Here is a 15,357-nt window from a genome sequence, read left to right as displayed (position 1 = left end):
ATAAGCTTACTCTACTAGTAACTATACAGATTCACATACTGCATTTCAGTAATCTAGCTCTCATTTCTCAAACTTATTTCAGCTTCAATAATTCATAAATGGCGATTGGCTGTGATTTTCCTTTGAACATTTTCTCAACTCCATCGCCATATTCGAAGCTATTACTGGTCGCCTTGTAAACCTCCTCTGATACCATGATCTGGCCTGCAACAGTACCAGACTCAATCCGAGAAGCAATATTAACGCTATCACCAATGGCTGTATAATCCATTCGTAAATAAGAGCCGATGTTACCAATAACGACATTACCAGTATGAATCCCAATACCAATATTAACTTCAACGCCGTATTTTTCTAGTAATTGCTCACGTATCGGATTCATATTTTGTTGGATTTGATATGCCGTTAACACAGCCATTTTTTCATGATCAGCGACATCAAGTGGAGCATTGAACAGAATCATGGCGGCATCACCGATAAATTTATCAATCGTACCGTTGTTCTCTAATGCAGTTTTTGTAATCATCGTAAATTTCGTATTCAATACATCAACAACTTCAGCAGGAGTTAATTGCTCAGAAAGTGAAGTAAAGCCGCGAATATCAAGGAATAAAATTGTAATTCGCTTTGATATCCCACCAATTTGAATATCCATTCCTTGTTTCACAATATCCTTTACTAGATCAGGCGAGATGTATCTTCCAAACTGCCTTGTAACAAAGTTTTTCTGAGATTGTTCCATATATGACTTCAAGGATACATTAAAAACATAAGCAATCAGCATCGCTTCCAACAAATATACGATACTAATGTGATAGTTCAATTGTTGATAGCTATATTGCTGAGCAAAATAAATGATAACTATACTCAGTATGACCATACTAAATGTGTATAGGTTCTTGAAGCGCCAAGGCAATAACATGAACAATATGTAGGCAATCGCGATTAAAATTAGTTCCACTACGTTAGGAGCATATTGAATATAACTGCCTTGCAGCAATTGATTAGCAATATTCGCATGAACATAGACTAGCTTTGTATCACGTTCAAGTGGTATTGGTCCGGAATCTTGTCCGCTATCACCTGAAACACCCGTTGCCGTGGCACCCACAAATACAATTGCATTTTGGAATGTTTCCGGAGGTATGTCGCCATAAAGGACATTAACAAATGGCACGGTTAAATAATCATCCGTAACCAAATCATAAGCAATCGTCATCGTATTTTTCGCAATAGGATCACTTGTTTTCTGACGATCTGTATATTCATCGTAGAAAGAGAGATCCGCACCTGTCATTTCTACCGCCTTGTAGGCTAATGAAGGAATTATCGTTCCATCAGGGGCTTGAATCTTCAGCCAAGCTTGTCTTATGACCCCGTCATGGCTAACGACACGATTAATGTGAGCATGATGTGTGTATTGTGCTAACAGATCAAATGGATAAAATACATGAGTCGTTTGTAAATATTGATCTTTATGAACTACCGATGTTTGAAATACATCCCCTGTCGTAACACCGACCATCGGCAAGATGACATTATCATATGAAGCGAGAGCTTCTGCAAATATGGTATCGCTTTCTTCATTACTCGCATCACTAAATGTAATATCAAATGCGATAGCTGCTGGTTCAAAGCCATCTTGATTCACCATTTCGAGAAACGAAGCATATACAGCGCGATCCCAAGGAAATTGTCCCAAAGCTTCAATAGATTCATTATCAACGGCAACGACAACAATATGAGGATCAGGATCATGACTTGCGGATTGCTTCATATTAATATCTAACAGTATCGTTTCTACTTTTTGAAAACCATGGAGTTGATAACTGAAAAAAACGATGAGTAGCAGTATAGTATTGACAATAATAAATGTTCTTCTAATTGTTGATTTCAAACCATCCCCACTTCCTGTAAATAGGCTATATAACTATAGTAAACTAACTATAGTTCACGTCAATAGCAATGATAGATTTATATGCATTTAATGCAAAAAAAATCCTTATAATCCAATGTCACCATCTAGTGATAACACATTGATCTATAAGGATTTCTAGAGCTTCGAATAGTGCATAAGCCGATCGATTATAATTGAACGATAACTTCAATTTCTACAAGTGCATCTTTCGGTAATCTTGCAACTTCAACAGCACTGCGTGCCGGATAAGGCTGTTCGAAAAAGCTTGCGTAAACTTCATTAACAGAAGCAAAGTCGTTCATATCTTTCAAGAATACTGTAGTCTTAACAATTCCACTCATTGTAGCTCCAGCAGCTTCAACGATCGCTTGCACATTTTCAAGAGATTGCTTCGCTTGCTGGGCAGCAGTAGCTGGGAAAATATTGTTAACAGGGTCCATTCCTAATTGACCAGACGTGAACAGTAGATTACCTACCTGTACCGCCTGTGAGTATGGTCCAATCGCTTGTGGCGCTTGCTCCGTATGTATTGCTTTTTTCATCTTCATTCTCCCTTTCGCTTTTGCACATATCTCGATACATATTCATTCATTATATTTTATCTATTTTTATCATATATAGCAAATTAGTGCTGTTTATGAGGCCTATGAAATGCTAATGGAGCTACGACTGTTCCGAGTACAAGCAGTACCATTCCGAGCATGAGAAATAAGCCATACTGTTGAATCCAAAGCGGAAAAACCTTCAACTCTTTGAAAATGGTTCCGCCAATTGTTGGTCCAAGAAAACCAGCTAAGCCAGTAATTGCGGAGAAAACTGCAATATAAATAGGACGCTCAGCTTTCGGCGAGGAGCCGATCATAAAAATAAAAATTTGTTGGTTATAGCTGCCTAGACCAAATCCAAGACAAATAAAAATAAATATTAGTACAAGCAATTGTGGCAAAAATGCGAGTAACCCCCATAATAATGCCGCTGCTGCAAGAAACGGTAATGACGATAATAGTAATGTCCGTTCGCTATATTTTCGCGATAATTGCCCACAAATATAGAAGCCCAACATAGAAGCAACCGTTTGCAAAATAACTAGATTAGCTACCGTCTGATAACGTACTCCCAACATATCAAGCATCACATATGAGAAAAAAGGATGCGTCATCGTAATGATAAATGTCCAAATGGTTAGAAATATTAGTCCTTTAAAAAAGATTTTATCTAGAAAAGGTCTTAATACAAACGTTCCTACCTTCATTTCTCGCGGCTTTTCAAATTCTGGATTTGGATATCTAGTAAAATATATAATATTCATAACAACTGTTATACCTGCAAGTATGAACATGATGTTGAATCCAAGCGCACCTTCATATCGATCGATAATGACTCCTGTAATATATAATCCAACACTATTCACGGCGCTCGTAATCACATTGCGAATTCCGAAGTATTTTCCACGCAATTGACCTGGTACCATATCGGAAATTAACGAAGTCCAGATAACGCCTGCAAACGCGTTTATAGAGGAGTAAAGCAAGAAAATAACAATAAATACCGTTAGCCAAATTTCCTTAGGAAACACAAATGGAATTAGCCCTGTCATCATCCCGATTACACGATGAGCTGAAGCAAATAGTACAAAGGAACGTTTGCGATTTTTCAGCCTTTGCATATACATCGCGGACAATATTTGCAATAGATTAGCGATAGCTGGCACAGCAAGCACAAGACCAATTTGTTGAGAGTTTGCCCCAAGATATAGTAAATACGCTGTTAAAAACGGGCCTGAAAGCATTGTAAGCAATAGCATTGCCCATATCCCTTCAATTACTGCCATTTCCATCCCTTGTCGGTATGGAGATTTAAATTTAGCTGCTTGCGGTTTCAATGAAAAGCGCATGTGCAAACCCTCCTGGGTAGGTCAATTATGATTGGTTATTAAGCTCCAAACGCATTTGTATATGATAGATTCCATCTTCTATATATGGCTGGGACTCTACCGCAAAGCCAACTCGCTCATAAAAGCGTGTTAATTGTTGCTGGGCTGAAATCGTAATGACGTCTCCGTGCCAATGAGACGTGACAAATGCGATGGCTCGCTGTAGCATTTGTTCTCCGAAACCTGATCCTCTTAGCGCTGTAGTAATAATGACGCGACCAATCGAATAAGTTGGATAGCTTACACCTTGATTCAGTATTCTCAAATATCCCACCAGCCGTCCCGCTGCATCTCTTAGCTGCAAATGATAGGCCTCAAGATCCTTATTATCACAATCTGAATATATGCTTTGTTGTTCAACAACGAATACATCCGTACGCAATTTTATTATTTCATATACTTCCACATTTGATAATTGTAAAAATTGCTTTATACTCCACTCCATAATCATTAGCTCCTTTGACCGCTAAACCTTGTTGTATTATTGAACTTATACTGTAATTGGACCCTTTTTCTCTGCGTGCTATTGATAACATCATACTATGGAACTCGCAAAAAAAATATGGCTTTATCGGTATAATTTATATCCTTTTTTGCCTTGCTTGAAACGATCGCTTATACTTAACTTGACCATACAATACTGATCGGAGCGATAACTTTTATGTTGACAAAATTATTACAAACAATAGGCAACAAACTACTATTTTCACTCTCATTGCTCTTCTTCACATCATGTCTGTTACTAGCTGGCTGCAGTGAATTATTAGTTAATGAAGATTCAACTACTTCGCCCTTAACTAGCTTCGAAGATGTTGCTGCTTATATACGAGATAATGGAGAACTGCCTTCTAACTTTATCAAGAAAAAAGATGCGGAAGCATTAGGTTGGGTCGCTTCTAAAGGTAATCTGCAAGAGGTTGCTCCTCATATGAGCATTGGTGGCGACAAGTTTGGAAATCGAGAAAGGTTATTACCAAAAGCGGATGGACGAATATGGGTTGAAGCAGATATCAATTATGCAGGCGGTCGTCGTAATGCCGATCGCATTGTATTCTCTAATGATGGACTCATCTACATGACAACCGATCATTATGCTAGCTTTACCAATATTACTGAGGAGGACAAATAGTGATGCGTGGCGTTATTGAATTGCGAACGAGTGATGCTAAGCGCTATGATGACGTTCATGTCTGGTTAGCAGAGAAGTTAGATTTACCCACTACATATGGACGTAATCTTGATGCTCTTTGGGACTGCTTAACAGGCTATATTGAGCTTCCATTAACGATTATTTGGATCAATGATGATGAAAGTACTATAGATTATTGTGCATTTACCGATTTATTGGAAGAAGCGTCTCTTGAATGCGAAGAATTAAGCTTCAATTATGGACTAGACGCTCTCAGCGAATAAGTAATAGCTCACACCCATTCCATTGTGGAATGGGTGTTTTTTATAAAGGAAGTTCAATATTACGAATCCTTCGCATAAGGAATTTCAGTTCGTTGAATTGCCTCAGCAAACTTAAGTAACTCTAACAAATCTTGTTCATTCATGCGGAATGCAACATCCATTAAGCTTGCAAATAATTCGGGATTCGCAGCATATTCTGCTCGTATATGCTCGCTATAGCCTTTTTCATTACTAGCCTCTTCTTGATTCGCTTCTACCCCCATCAACAGCCAATCAATAGATACATCGTATGTTTGGGCAATCGTTATTAACGCTTGCGCACCTGGTACAGAGTTACGTGTTTCTGATTCCCAATCCCCTACATTACCTGCCGAAACTCCAATTTCTTTGGCAAATCCCGCCATCGTATAACCCTTATCTTTCCTAAATTGTCTAATCCTCTTTTTGATCTCTTTCATATTTGCACCTCCATTTTACTATGTTGTAAAAATAGAATATGGTTTACATATTGTGTATAATCGTATTTACGATTATACTAAATGAAACTTGGACATTGCAACTATACTACATTATTCCATTTGTAGATACTTTTATGTGAAAGGATGTTATGTTTTCAATATGAGAGAAACAGACCCCATATTTGAAATGTATATTCATGAATCAACACAAATGATAGAGCTTACTGAGGCTATCGTTCTTGATAATGAACAACAAAACACTTTGACCGATGATGCGATTAATGAGATTTTTCGCAATATGCATACGTTAAAGGGCTCGTCTGCCATGATGGGCTTTACAGGAATTACGAATACTGCACATGCGCTTGAAGATCTATTTCATCTTCTAAGGGTAGATCGTCAATTCGAATATAGTTTCACTGATCTTTCTAATATTATTTTGCAATGTGTAGATTATTTCAAAGAAGAAATTTTAACTATTGCTAATTCTACAAATTCATTTGAAGAATCCACTACTTCGCTCACAATGATTGCTATCATTCAGCAATTTATTCAACACTTGCAGGCGGATTCGGTAAGTACGCTAACTGAGAGTACTACTTTTATAGAAGAAAACAATGTTTTAACGACTTACTTGGCCCAGTTAAAATTTACTGATGACTGTCAAATGGAAAATATTCGTGCCTATCAGACAGTACACCAGCTTGAAGCTCATATGATTGACTACTCACACATACCCGAACTGTTAATCGAAGATGAAGGTAGTCAGCAATATATTCGTGAGCATGGATTTCAGCTTACTTTCCGCTCGACCCTTACCCGAAGCGAGCTAGAGCAAAGCATTCAACAAACGGCTTACTTAGCTAGTGCAGAATTAACGATCCTAGATGTTGAAGCAATAACTAGCGAAAGTAATACACCTTCATTAACGACTACAGCTAGATTACCTTCAGTAGAACAATCCAATAGCTCCACTCAAGAACAGTCATTGAATCCATCTACCGCTCCACAAGCAACTGTCAGTGTGAAATCATCTGTTATAAGTGTTAATGTACAAAAGCTAGATCGATTGATGGATTTGGTTGGTGAGCTAGTAATATCGGAAGCTATGCTTAATACTGAGCTAACTCGCGAAGATGGCCCTATTGAAGCAAGACAAGCTTCACAAGCTGCACAGCGCAATCAACTACGCAAAATTACAGGTGAATTACAAGATACTATAATGGCCATACGGATGATTCCATTATCACCAAGCTTTCATCGGATGCGCCGCTTAACACGAGATATGTCGCAAAAGCTGGACAAAGAAGTACATATTGAATTGATAGGGGAAGAAACAGAAATTGATAAGTCTGTTATCGATCAGATCACTGACCCGCTTATGCATATTGTGAGAAATGCTATCGATCATGGAATCGAGCAACAAGAGGCTAGAATAGCTAAAGGTAAGGCTCCCATCGGTAAAATTACGTTAGAGGCTCGCAACATCGGTAGTGATGTGTTACTTCTCATTACAGATGATGGACAAGGAATCGATCGTGAGCGTCTCGTCCAAAAAGCAATGAGCGCTGGCTTAATTTCCCCACATCAGGTTGAACTAAGTGATCGTGAAGCATATCATCTTATTTTCCACCCCGGGCTATCAACGAAAGAGGTCATAACTGAATTCAGTGGTCGAGGCGTTGGTATGGATGTTGTCGCCAAAAATATCGAACAAATCGGTGGAACGATCTATATCGATAGCGTACTAGGAGAGGGTACATGCATTACGATCAAGATCCCATTAACACTAGCGATCATCGATGGAATGACTGTACGCGTAGGCGATTCCCAGTATACATTGCCTACAACTTCTATTAAAGAATCATTTCGACCTAGCGAGCGTGACCTGCTTTCCGATCCTGACGGCAATCTAATGGTCATGGTGCGCGGCGAATGTTATTCGATCATTAATTTAGCGCAATATTTGAATCAGCCTAGTCAATATAATCATCCGACAGAAGGCATCTTAATTATGATTGAAAATGAATCTCGAACGATTTGTCTGCTCGTTGATGAGCTTATCGGTCAACAACAGGTCGTTATTAAGCCATTACCTACTTATTTCAAACAATTCAAGCGACTTAATGCTTTCTCAGGCTGTACACTGCTTGGCAATGGGAAAATAAGTATCATTCTGAATATGGCTGAGCTTGTCTCAAGCAACCATACGAGTAGTGTCTAAGCACTCGTTTCATTCTATATATTCACATTTATTATAGATTCACTTTGAAGGAGGTTTATCGGATATGTCACAGCTTCATACACAACATGTGGAAGAGGATGAGCAGAAGGACAAGTATCTCGCATTTAATCTAGGTGAGGAGAGCTACGGTATTGAAATACGCTATGTAACTGAGATTGTTGGTATTCAAAATATTACTGTTGTTCCTGAGGTTCCTCAATACATTAAAGGTATTATTAATTTGCGCGGCCAAATTATTCCGGTAATGGATGTACGTTTACGATTTAAGAAGCCTTTCCAGCCCTACAATGATCGTACCTGCATTATCGTCGTTCAAATCGGGCAGATCGATATCGGACTAATTGTAGATAGGGTCGCAGAAGTAGTTTCTATACCTAATGCAAATATAGTCCCGCCACCAGAATTTACGCAATTAAGCAATCAATATATTCAAGGTATTGGTAAGCTTGATGATGAAGTAAAGCTACTGTTAGATTGTAATAAACTAATTCATGAGCAGGATACCGAATTAATCGAGCAAATCCTGTAGTATAAAGATTCAAATATGAGATTAACTATTTGAAATGCAGTCATTCAAACTATTATAAATATTGACACATCAATGGAGGTATTACATATGAATTGGTTTAACAATATAAAAATCGGAAACAAACTAATTAGTTCATTCGTATTGGTTGCGATTATTGCGGGTGTTATCGGTACAGTATCAGCTTTAAATTTGAATAAAATTAATAATGGTTATATTGATATGTACACAACTGACGGGTATCCAGTCGGTCAATTCGGGAAAGTCGGTATTGCTTTCCACGAGAATCGTGCTCTCCTTCGAAGTATTATAATGACAACTGATCAGAATAAGCAACAGCAATATCTCGATCAAATTGACAATAATGATGTTATAAATGAGAATGCTATAAAATCTATCGCTGCTACATTAAGCTCTACTACTCATCATGAAAACTTTAATGAATTAAAAACTATTGATGCTGAATACAAACTAGCTCGTAATGAAATTATCGCAGAAGCGAAAGCAGGTAACATCGAAAAAGCAACAATACTTTTAGAAGATGCTAGTGCTATTATTACCAAAATGAATGAAGTTATTAATAGTTCTTTCGAGGATAGACAGACCTCTGCTATAGCAACGACAGGGATACTTACTAAACAAGCTAAAACAACGATTTTCACTTTAATTATTATTGTAGCTATTGCTGTAATATTTGCTATTTTACTTGGTGTATTCATCTCTCGTAATATTAGCCGTCCTGTTAATCGTCTTGTTGATACTGCTAACCAAATTGCTGATGGTAATTTGCATGTTGAAGTTAGTATCAGTTCGAAGGATGAAATTGGCCAATTAGCTGTCGCTTTCCAAAAAATGATTAATAACTTGAATGATGTGATGAACAATGTCCGCTCTGCTTCTGATCAAGTGGCAACAGGAGCCAAGCAAATGTCTGAATCCAGCATAATGCTTTCACAAGGAGCTACCGAGCAAGCAAGTTCAGTTGAGCAGCTTACCGCTTCATTAGAAGAGGTTTCAAGTCAGATCAACTCCAATGCGAGCAATGCACAGGAAGCTAACCAATTAACACAGCAATCAAAAACAAATGCATTACAAGGGAATAATCGGATGCAAGAGATGCTTGTAGCAATGGACGATATTAATGCATCTTCATCCAGCATTTCAAAAATTATTAAAGTCATTGATGAAATTGCCTTCCAAACAAATATTCTTGCACTTAATGCCGCCGTTGAAGCTGCTCGTGCTGGTCAACATGGTAAAGGTTTTGCGGTCGTTGCAGAAGAAGTTCGTAATCTAGCAGCTCGCTCAGCTAATGCCGCAAAAGAAACGACAGAGATGATTGAAGGCTCTATTCAAAAAGTAAATAACGGGATGAAAATTGCTAATGACACTGCTAGCGCTTTGAATCATATCGTCGAGGATATTACGAGAGTAGCTGAGCTAGTCGGAGAAATTACTGATGCGTCTGGCAATCAAGCTTCCGGTATTTCACAAATTAATCAAGGATTGTTCCAAGTATCTCAAGTTATTCAGACGAACTCTGCAACCTCTGAAGAAAGCGCCGCTGCAAGTGAAGAACTTAGTGGACAAGCTAATATGATGAAGGAACAAATTAGCCGCTTCAAAACTCGAGAGGTCAATAACTATAATTACAATCAATCTTATCAGCAGTACAATTATCCATCGAACTCTTCCCAACTAGATCAAGCCTTTGCCAATACTGCAGCGGAATTAGCGCCAATCAGTATAAGCGATAAGGAGTTTGGAAAGTATTGACTACAATCAATATTAGCAATCAAGAATTTCAGCAACTCGCTCAATATATTCATACCCATTATGGCATTCACCTGAAGGAAGAGAAGAAAACATTACTTGTAGGTCGATTGCAGCAAGTACTCCATAAGCTTGAAATGAAAACTTTTTCAGAATATTACTATTATCTCGTAACCGATCGTACCGGTAATGCCGCGAAATCACTTATTAATCATATTTCGACAAACCATACCTTTTATATGCGAGAATCTGATCATTTCTTTTTCCTGCGAGATCACTGTCTACCGAATATCTCGCCGCAGCAAAGTAATCGAGATATTCGGATATGGTGTGCAGGCTGCTCTTCAGGTGAAGAAGCCTATACACTGGCAATGATACTTGAAGATTTCTATGGCTCGCAAACGCCTAGTTGGGATAAAAAGCTACTCGCTACAGATATTTCAACTCAGGTGTTGGAAAAAGCTATAACAGGTATGTATAGTGCTGATGCGATTGAATCATTACCCGCATTATGGCGCACCAAATATTTTCGTAAAATATCCAATCTACAATATGAGATATTACCAAAAATTAAAGAAGAGATACTATTCCGTAAATTTAACCTTATGGCTCCCACTCTTCCTTTCAAAAAAAAGTTTCACGCCATTTTTTGTCGTAATGTTATGATCTATTTTGACGGTCCAACGAAGGACAAGCTCATTCAGCAGTTTTACGAAGCAACAGAGCCTGGGGGATATTTATTTCTTGGTCTTTCTGAGTCCATTGATCGCAACTTGTTCGGATATAAATATATTCAGCCGTCAATATATCGCAAAGTATAACAAAGAAAGGGTAATCGAATGAATACACCAATCCGTTTACTCATCGTAGATGATTCTATCGTATTTCGTGAAGCTTTGGCTAAAGGCTTATCGCATGAGCCACTGATTCATATACTTCCAACAGCAGCTGATCCCTTTGATGCCATTGCGAAGATTAAGCAATATCAGCCTAATGTAATTGTAAGTGATATTGAAATGCCAGGTATGAATGGTATTGAATTTATTAAAAATCATGTACGACCTATGAACATTCCCACGATTACATTATCGGGTCTACATGATCTCAAGGATTTATCGTTGCGTGCAGGTGCATCAGCTTTTCTAGCAAAACCGAAATCGATTACGAATGATGAAGTCACGAAATTTATTAAAGAGCTTTTAATGTTAATTCTTAATCTTGGTAAAGTACAAAATCCACAAGATGGCGTGCAAATTCAAGACTCAGAACATCGAGATATGAAAGGGAAGCTCATTGTCATTGGTGCTTCCACAGGCGGAACAGAAGCTATCCACCATGTACTAACGAATCTGCCAAGTAATTGTCCGCCAATTCTAATTGTACAGCATATTCCCCATGGCTTCTCTCGCATGTTTGCGCAGCGATTAAATGATGCCGCACCAATGCAAGTAAAAGAAGCTGTTCATGGCGATCGATTGCGACCTGGATTAGCACTTGTTGCACCAGGTGATAAGCATATGCGACTTAAAAGACATCAGCAGCACTACTTCGTAGATTGTCGTGAAGGTGAAAAGGTGAATGGTCATACACCATCTGTTGACGTACTGTTTCATTCTGTTGCGCACACAATAGGGTCACAAACGATTGGAGTTATATTAACTGGTATGGGCCGAGATGGTGCAGAAGGTTTGCTACAGCTTCGTCGTGTAGGTGCTAGAACATTGGCACAGGATGAGGAAAGTTCCATTGTATATGGAATGCCCAAAGCCGCAGTTGATATTGGGGCTGTAGAAAAGCAAGTTGCACTCGGCCGGATAGCGCAGGAAATATTACTTGCACTTTAGCTACTCACCACTAATACAAAGACGCTGTTTTCGGCAGCGTCTTTTTGGCGTTACTTGAGTGCAAGTTGCTTCTTCTTATTAATTATGTTTTTATTAATAAGAGAAATGTAAGGGAAGACGGAGGTACATAATGACACATCAACCATTTCAATTTGGCATTTATACTTTAGCTGACCTAGGTCAAGATCCACATACCGGTGAGATGATTAGTGCTAGAACAAGAGTTGCTGAAATTATAAAGTTAGCACAATTAGCGGACGAGCTAGGGTTGGATGTGTTTGGGCTTGGCGAACATCATCGACTAGATTACGCCATATCATCAACTGCCGTTACACTTGGAGCGATTGCCCAAGCAACGAATAAAATCCGTCTCACAAGCGCCACAACCGTTATTAGTACGGTTGACCCGGTTCGTTTATATGAGGATTATGCTACTCTCGATTTGATTTCTAATGGACGAGCTGAAATAATTGCAGGTCGTGGCGCATTTTTCGAATCTTTTCCACTGTTCGGCTACAATCCAGACGATTATGATGAACTATTTGCAGAGAATACAGAACTGTTTCTTCTACTCAATAAGAATGAACGTATAGATTGGGAGGGGCATTTCCGTCCTTCCCTACATAATGCTGAAATTGCTCCGCGTCCTCTGCAGGCAGAAATACCTTTATGGATTGGTGTTGGAGGTAGTATCTCAAGTGCACAGCGTGCTGCAAAATATGGTTATGGTATGACGCTCGCCATCCTTGGCGGTGAAGTCACTTCTTTCCAACCACTTGTAGATACCTATCGAGACACTGCTTTACAATTAGGAAAAACGAACGATGAGATGCGAATTGCTGTAACTGGGCATACATTCATTGCAGCAAATGGTGAAGAGGCGAAAGAACAATATTTTCCCTACTACGCGAATTACAAAAACTATGTTAATGCACAGCTAGGTAAAAGCAATTCGTTTACACGCCAGCAATACGAGGATATGACCTCGGCACAAGCTCCACTCTTTGTTGGCAGTCCAGAACAAATTGCTAATAAAATATTATATCAGCACAAACTGTTTGGTCATACTAGATTTATGGCTCAGCTTGATATTGGTGGCTTACCATACGATCTTGCTGCGACAAGCCTTGAATTATTAGCAACTAAAGTAATTCCTCTCGTTCGCGCACAATTAGAGTATTAACACTTTACTTAGCCAGGAACATTTGCAGAGTTGGAGAAAACTATAATAAATGTGCATCCTTTCATGATGATTGGATGCATATTTATTATGCCTATTGAATACTTATACATAATATTGTATGATTATACATGGATAGAAGGAGCGTGACCTATATGGTTTTACAATTAGAACATATTGAATCGTTAAGCCTTAATCATTGGCCTGCACTGCATACGAAAGAAATCGATGGTTGGAAACTTCGTACAGCTAATGGATTTACCAAGCGAGCTAACTGTGTAAGTACATTGCCTGGCGGTAATGAAAATATATCTGAGAAAATCGCTCAGTGTGAACAGTATTATGATGCGATCCAGCAGCCGACAATATTTAAGCTAACTCCATTTTCTGAGCCTAATCTTGATGATGCATTGGAGCAGCTTAACTATATCAAGCAAGATGCTTCATTAGTGATGGCGATGTCATTAGATGATTTTCAACCGCTTGATATGCCCAATCTGCAAACATCTGATAATGTATATTTCTCTTTGCTTCAACATATCTCTATTAAATGGATCGAGCAATATTGTCAGCTCAGCGGCACATCGGAGCACTTAATTCCAACTATTATTGATATGATGGCAGCCATACAAGGTGATATTATATGTAGTAGCTGCATCTTGAACGATGAGGTCGTAGCTGTTGGATTAGCAGTTGTTGATAACCAATATATAAGCTTGTATAACGTCGTTACAGCCGAGCATCATCGCAATAAAGGAATTGCTGGAGCACTTATTACAAAGCTATTGAACACTGGTATGCAAAATGGTGCACTTACAAGCTATATACAAGTGCTATTAGACAATCCCTCTGCACTTCATTTGTATAAGAAGCTAGGTTATCTTGAACAATATCCGTACTGGTACAGAATCAAATAAAGATTAAACAATACAATAAAAGCATCTTTCGAATGATCGCGAAATTGTTCGATCATCGGAAGGATGCTTTTATCGAGTTTACATTTATAGTCGCTTTCATTCATTGCTTACCGTTTTTGAAAATGCCAAGTTTCACTCATAATTTCTCTTGCTTGGTTATATAATACGCTTCCTTTGAAGGAATCGAGAAATGGCTGTAGCAATGCACTAATAACTGCATCTCGTAATGGCTCTTGTTCAATTTCAAATCGTAAAGAAGAAGCTAAATCTAATTGTGGTTTAGTTAATTTGAAATTTTGTATCAAATCATCATAAAGTAATAATACTTCTTCACGCTGAATTTTATCTTGGTTCATCGATACTTTCAACAATACTAATTTTTCAGTATCGAGTACTGCAGTATTTTCATTTATTAAGCAATTAATAATAATCTTCATATATTGGTATACTGATACAGCAACTGTATTAACATTTAATCCACGTTGATTGATGAATTTCCCAGTGAATAATAAGTGCTGCTGCATACCATTGCAAATAACAGCAGCTTCGAATGCATGGGGTCTTAATCCCTCTCCAAATATTTCTACTAATCGATTAGCTAACCACTCTAGTTCAACCATTTTGTAATTAAGGACAAGCTTTTTCAATTCACTATCTCCAGAATGAAGAAGTTCTTCGAACATGGCACTTAAACCACGCTTTTCATTAATACGAATAATAATGGAAGTCTGTTCGATAAGTAAATTAATATCCTTTGGATCCTTACCTAGTTGAAGTTCGCTTTGAAGCAAGCTTGCTTCACTTCTAATTTGTTGTAAAATGGCACTTACACATTCATTTTTGGAAGAAAAATAATTATAGAACGTTCCTTTAGAAATACCTGCGCGCTCTATAATATCTTGGATGGACGTCATTTGAATGCCTTTTTCTAAAAAAAGCGCCTGAGCATGCTCGACTACCATTTTCTTTCGCTTATTCATGTAGTGCCTCCTAATTTTTTTCGCTAACCTGCCGAAATAGTGCCTACGAGCTTAATATAGCCTCGAAAGCATATGCAAAGTTTAACTGTATTACGATAAGTATAACCTTTATATCGTTCGTTGCACAAGGATTTTGAACCACGAGTACAAAAAACTTGTAATTATTGTAC

15 protein-coding genes are annotated in these 15,357 nt (G+C 38.2%); 9 read left to right on the top strand and 6 right to left on the bottom strand.

Going from position 1 to position 15,357, the window contains the following annotated elements; translation table 11 throughout:
- Positions 1-73: 73 nt before the first annotated feature.
- The 4 genes from AC1TO5_RS08165 to AC1TO5_RS08150 form a co-directional block, all read right to left on the bottom strand.
- A complete protein-coding gene (locus AC1TO5_RS08165; protein WP_482062295.1) occupies positions 74-1,897 on the bottom strand; it encodes a CHASE2 domain-containing protein in 1,824 nt (607 codons plus the stop codon).
- Between the two features lie 188 nt (positions 1,898-2,085).
- Entirely contained in the window at positions 2,086-2,460 is a 375-nt protein-coding gene (locus AC1TO5_RS08160) for a RidA family protein (RefSeq protein ID WP_482062294.1), read from the bottom strand.
- An 83-nt stretch (positions 2,461-2,543) separates the two neighbouring features.
- Positions 2,544-3,812 (bottom strand): MFS transporter, encoded by a 1,269-nt coding sequence (locus AC1TO5_RS08155; RefSeq protein ID WP_482062293.1) that lies wholly within the window; start codon positions 3,810-3,812, stop codon positions 2,544-2,546.
- 25 nt (positions 3,813-3,837) lie between these two features.
- Positions 3,838-4,296, bottom strand: coding sequence for a GNAT family N-acetyltransferase (locus AC1TO5_RS08150; protein WP_482062292.1), 459 nt, complete (start codon positions 4,294-4,296; stop codon positions 3,838-3,840).
- 216 nt (positions 4,297-4,512) lie between these two features.
- Here AC1TO5_RS08150 and AC1TO5_RS08145 point away from each other — a divergent pair, with 216 nt between their 5' ends.
- Together AC1TO5_RS08145 and AC1TO5_RS08140 are read left to right on the top strand one after the other, a co-directional pair.
- Positions 4,513-4,980 carry a ribonuclease domain-containing protein gene (locus AC1TO5_RS08145; RefSeq protein ID WP_482062291.1) on the top strand — a complete coding sequence of 156 codons (468 nt, stop codon included), beginning with the start codon at positions 4,513-4,515 and terminating at the stop codon, positions 4,978-4,980.
- 2 nt (positions 4,981-4,982) lie between these two features.
- Positions 4,983-5,264, top strand: a complete 282-nt coding sequence (locus AC1TO5_RS08140) for a barstar family protein (RefSeq protein ID WP_482062497.1) — start codon at positions 4,983-4,985, stop codon at positions 5,262-5,264.
- A 59-nt stretch (positions 5,265-5,323) separates the two neighbouring features.
- Here the strand turns inward: AC1TO5_RS08140 and AC1TO5_RS08135 are convergent, their stop codons facing one another.
- Positions 5,324-5,722 (bottom strand): helix-turn-helix domain-containing protein, encoded by a 399-nt coding sequence (locus AC1TO5_RS08135; RefSeq protein WP_482062290.1) that lies wholly within the window; start codon positions 5,720-5,722, stop codon positions 5,324-5,326.
- Between the two features lie 160 nt (positions 5,723-5,882).
- On the opposite strand from AC1TO5_RS08135, the gene AC1TO5_RS08130 reads away from it, so the two are divergent.
- From AC1TO5_RS08130 to AC1TO5_RS08100, 7 genes are all read left to right on the top strand, one after another.
- A complete protein-coding gene (locus AC1TO5_RS08130) occupies positions 5,883-7,946 on the top strand; it encodes a chemotaxis protein CheA (RefSeq protein WP_482062289.1) in 2,064 nt (687 codons plus the stop codon).
- 64 nt (positions 7,947-8,010) lie between these two features.
- On the top strand, positions 8,011-8,496 hold the full coding sequence (locus AC1TO5_RS08125) for a chemotaxis protein CheW (RefSeq protein ID WP_482062288.1): 486 nt from the start codon (positions 8,011-8,013) through the stop codon (positions 8,494-8,496).
- 87 nt (positions 8,497-8,583) lie between these two features.
- Entirely contained in the window at positions 8,584-10,269 is a 1,686-nt protein-coding gene (locus AC1TO5_RS08120) for a methyl-accepting chemotaxis protein (protein WP_482062287.1), read from the top strand.
- On the top strand, positions 10,266-11,087 hold the full coding sequence (locus AC1TO5_RS08115) for a CheR family methyltransferase (RefSeq protein ID WP_482062286.1): 822 nt from the start codon (positions 10,266-10,268) through the stop codon (positions 11,085-11,087). Before AC1TO5_RS08120 ends, AC1TO5_RS08115 begins: the two co-directional genes overlap by 4 nt.
- An 18-nt stretch (positions 11,088-11,105) precedes the next feature.
- A complete protein-coding gene (gene cheB, locus AC1TO5_RS08110) occupies positions 11,106-12,110 on the top strand; it encodes a chemotaxis-specific protein-glutamate methyltransferase CheB (protein WP_482062285.1) in 1,005 nt (334 codons plus the stop codon).
- 130 nt (positions 12,111-12,240) lie between these two features.
- Positions 12,241-13,293: an LLM class flavin-dependent oxidoreductase gene (locus AC1TO5_RS08105; protein WP_482062284.1), complete on the top strand. Its 1,053-nt coding sequence runs from the start codon at positions 12,241-12,243 to the stop codon at positions 13,291-13,293.
- A 152-nt stretch (positions 13,294-13,445) separates the two neighbouring features.
- Positions 13,446-14,207, top strand: coding sequence for a GNAT family N-acetyltransferase (locus tag AC1TO5_RS08100; RefSeq protein WP_482062283.1), 762 nt, complete (start codon positions 13,446-13,448; stop codon positions 14,205-14,207).
- Positions 14,208-14,314: 107 nt separating this feature from the next.
- On the opposite strand, the gene AC1TO5_RS08095 is transcribed toward AC1TO5_RS08100, so the two are convergent.
- The gene (locus AC1TO5_RS08095) at positions 14,315-15,187 is read right to left on the bottom strand and encodes a TetR/AcrR family transcriptional regulator (protein ID WP_482062282.1); all 873 of its coding nucleotides are present in this window, start codon (positions 15,185-15,187) and stop codon (positions 14,315-14,317) included.
- Positions 15,188-15,357: the final 170 nt, after the last annotated feature.

This window comes from Paenibacillus sp. Y930 (assembly GCF_056786375.1).
This window is presented reverse-complemented; position numbering and strand designations above follow the sequence as displayed.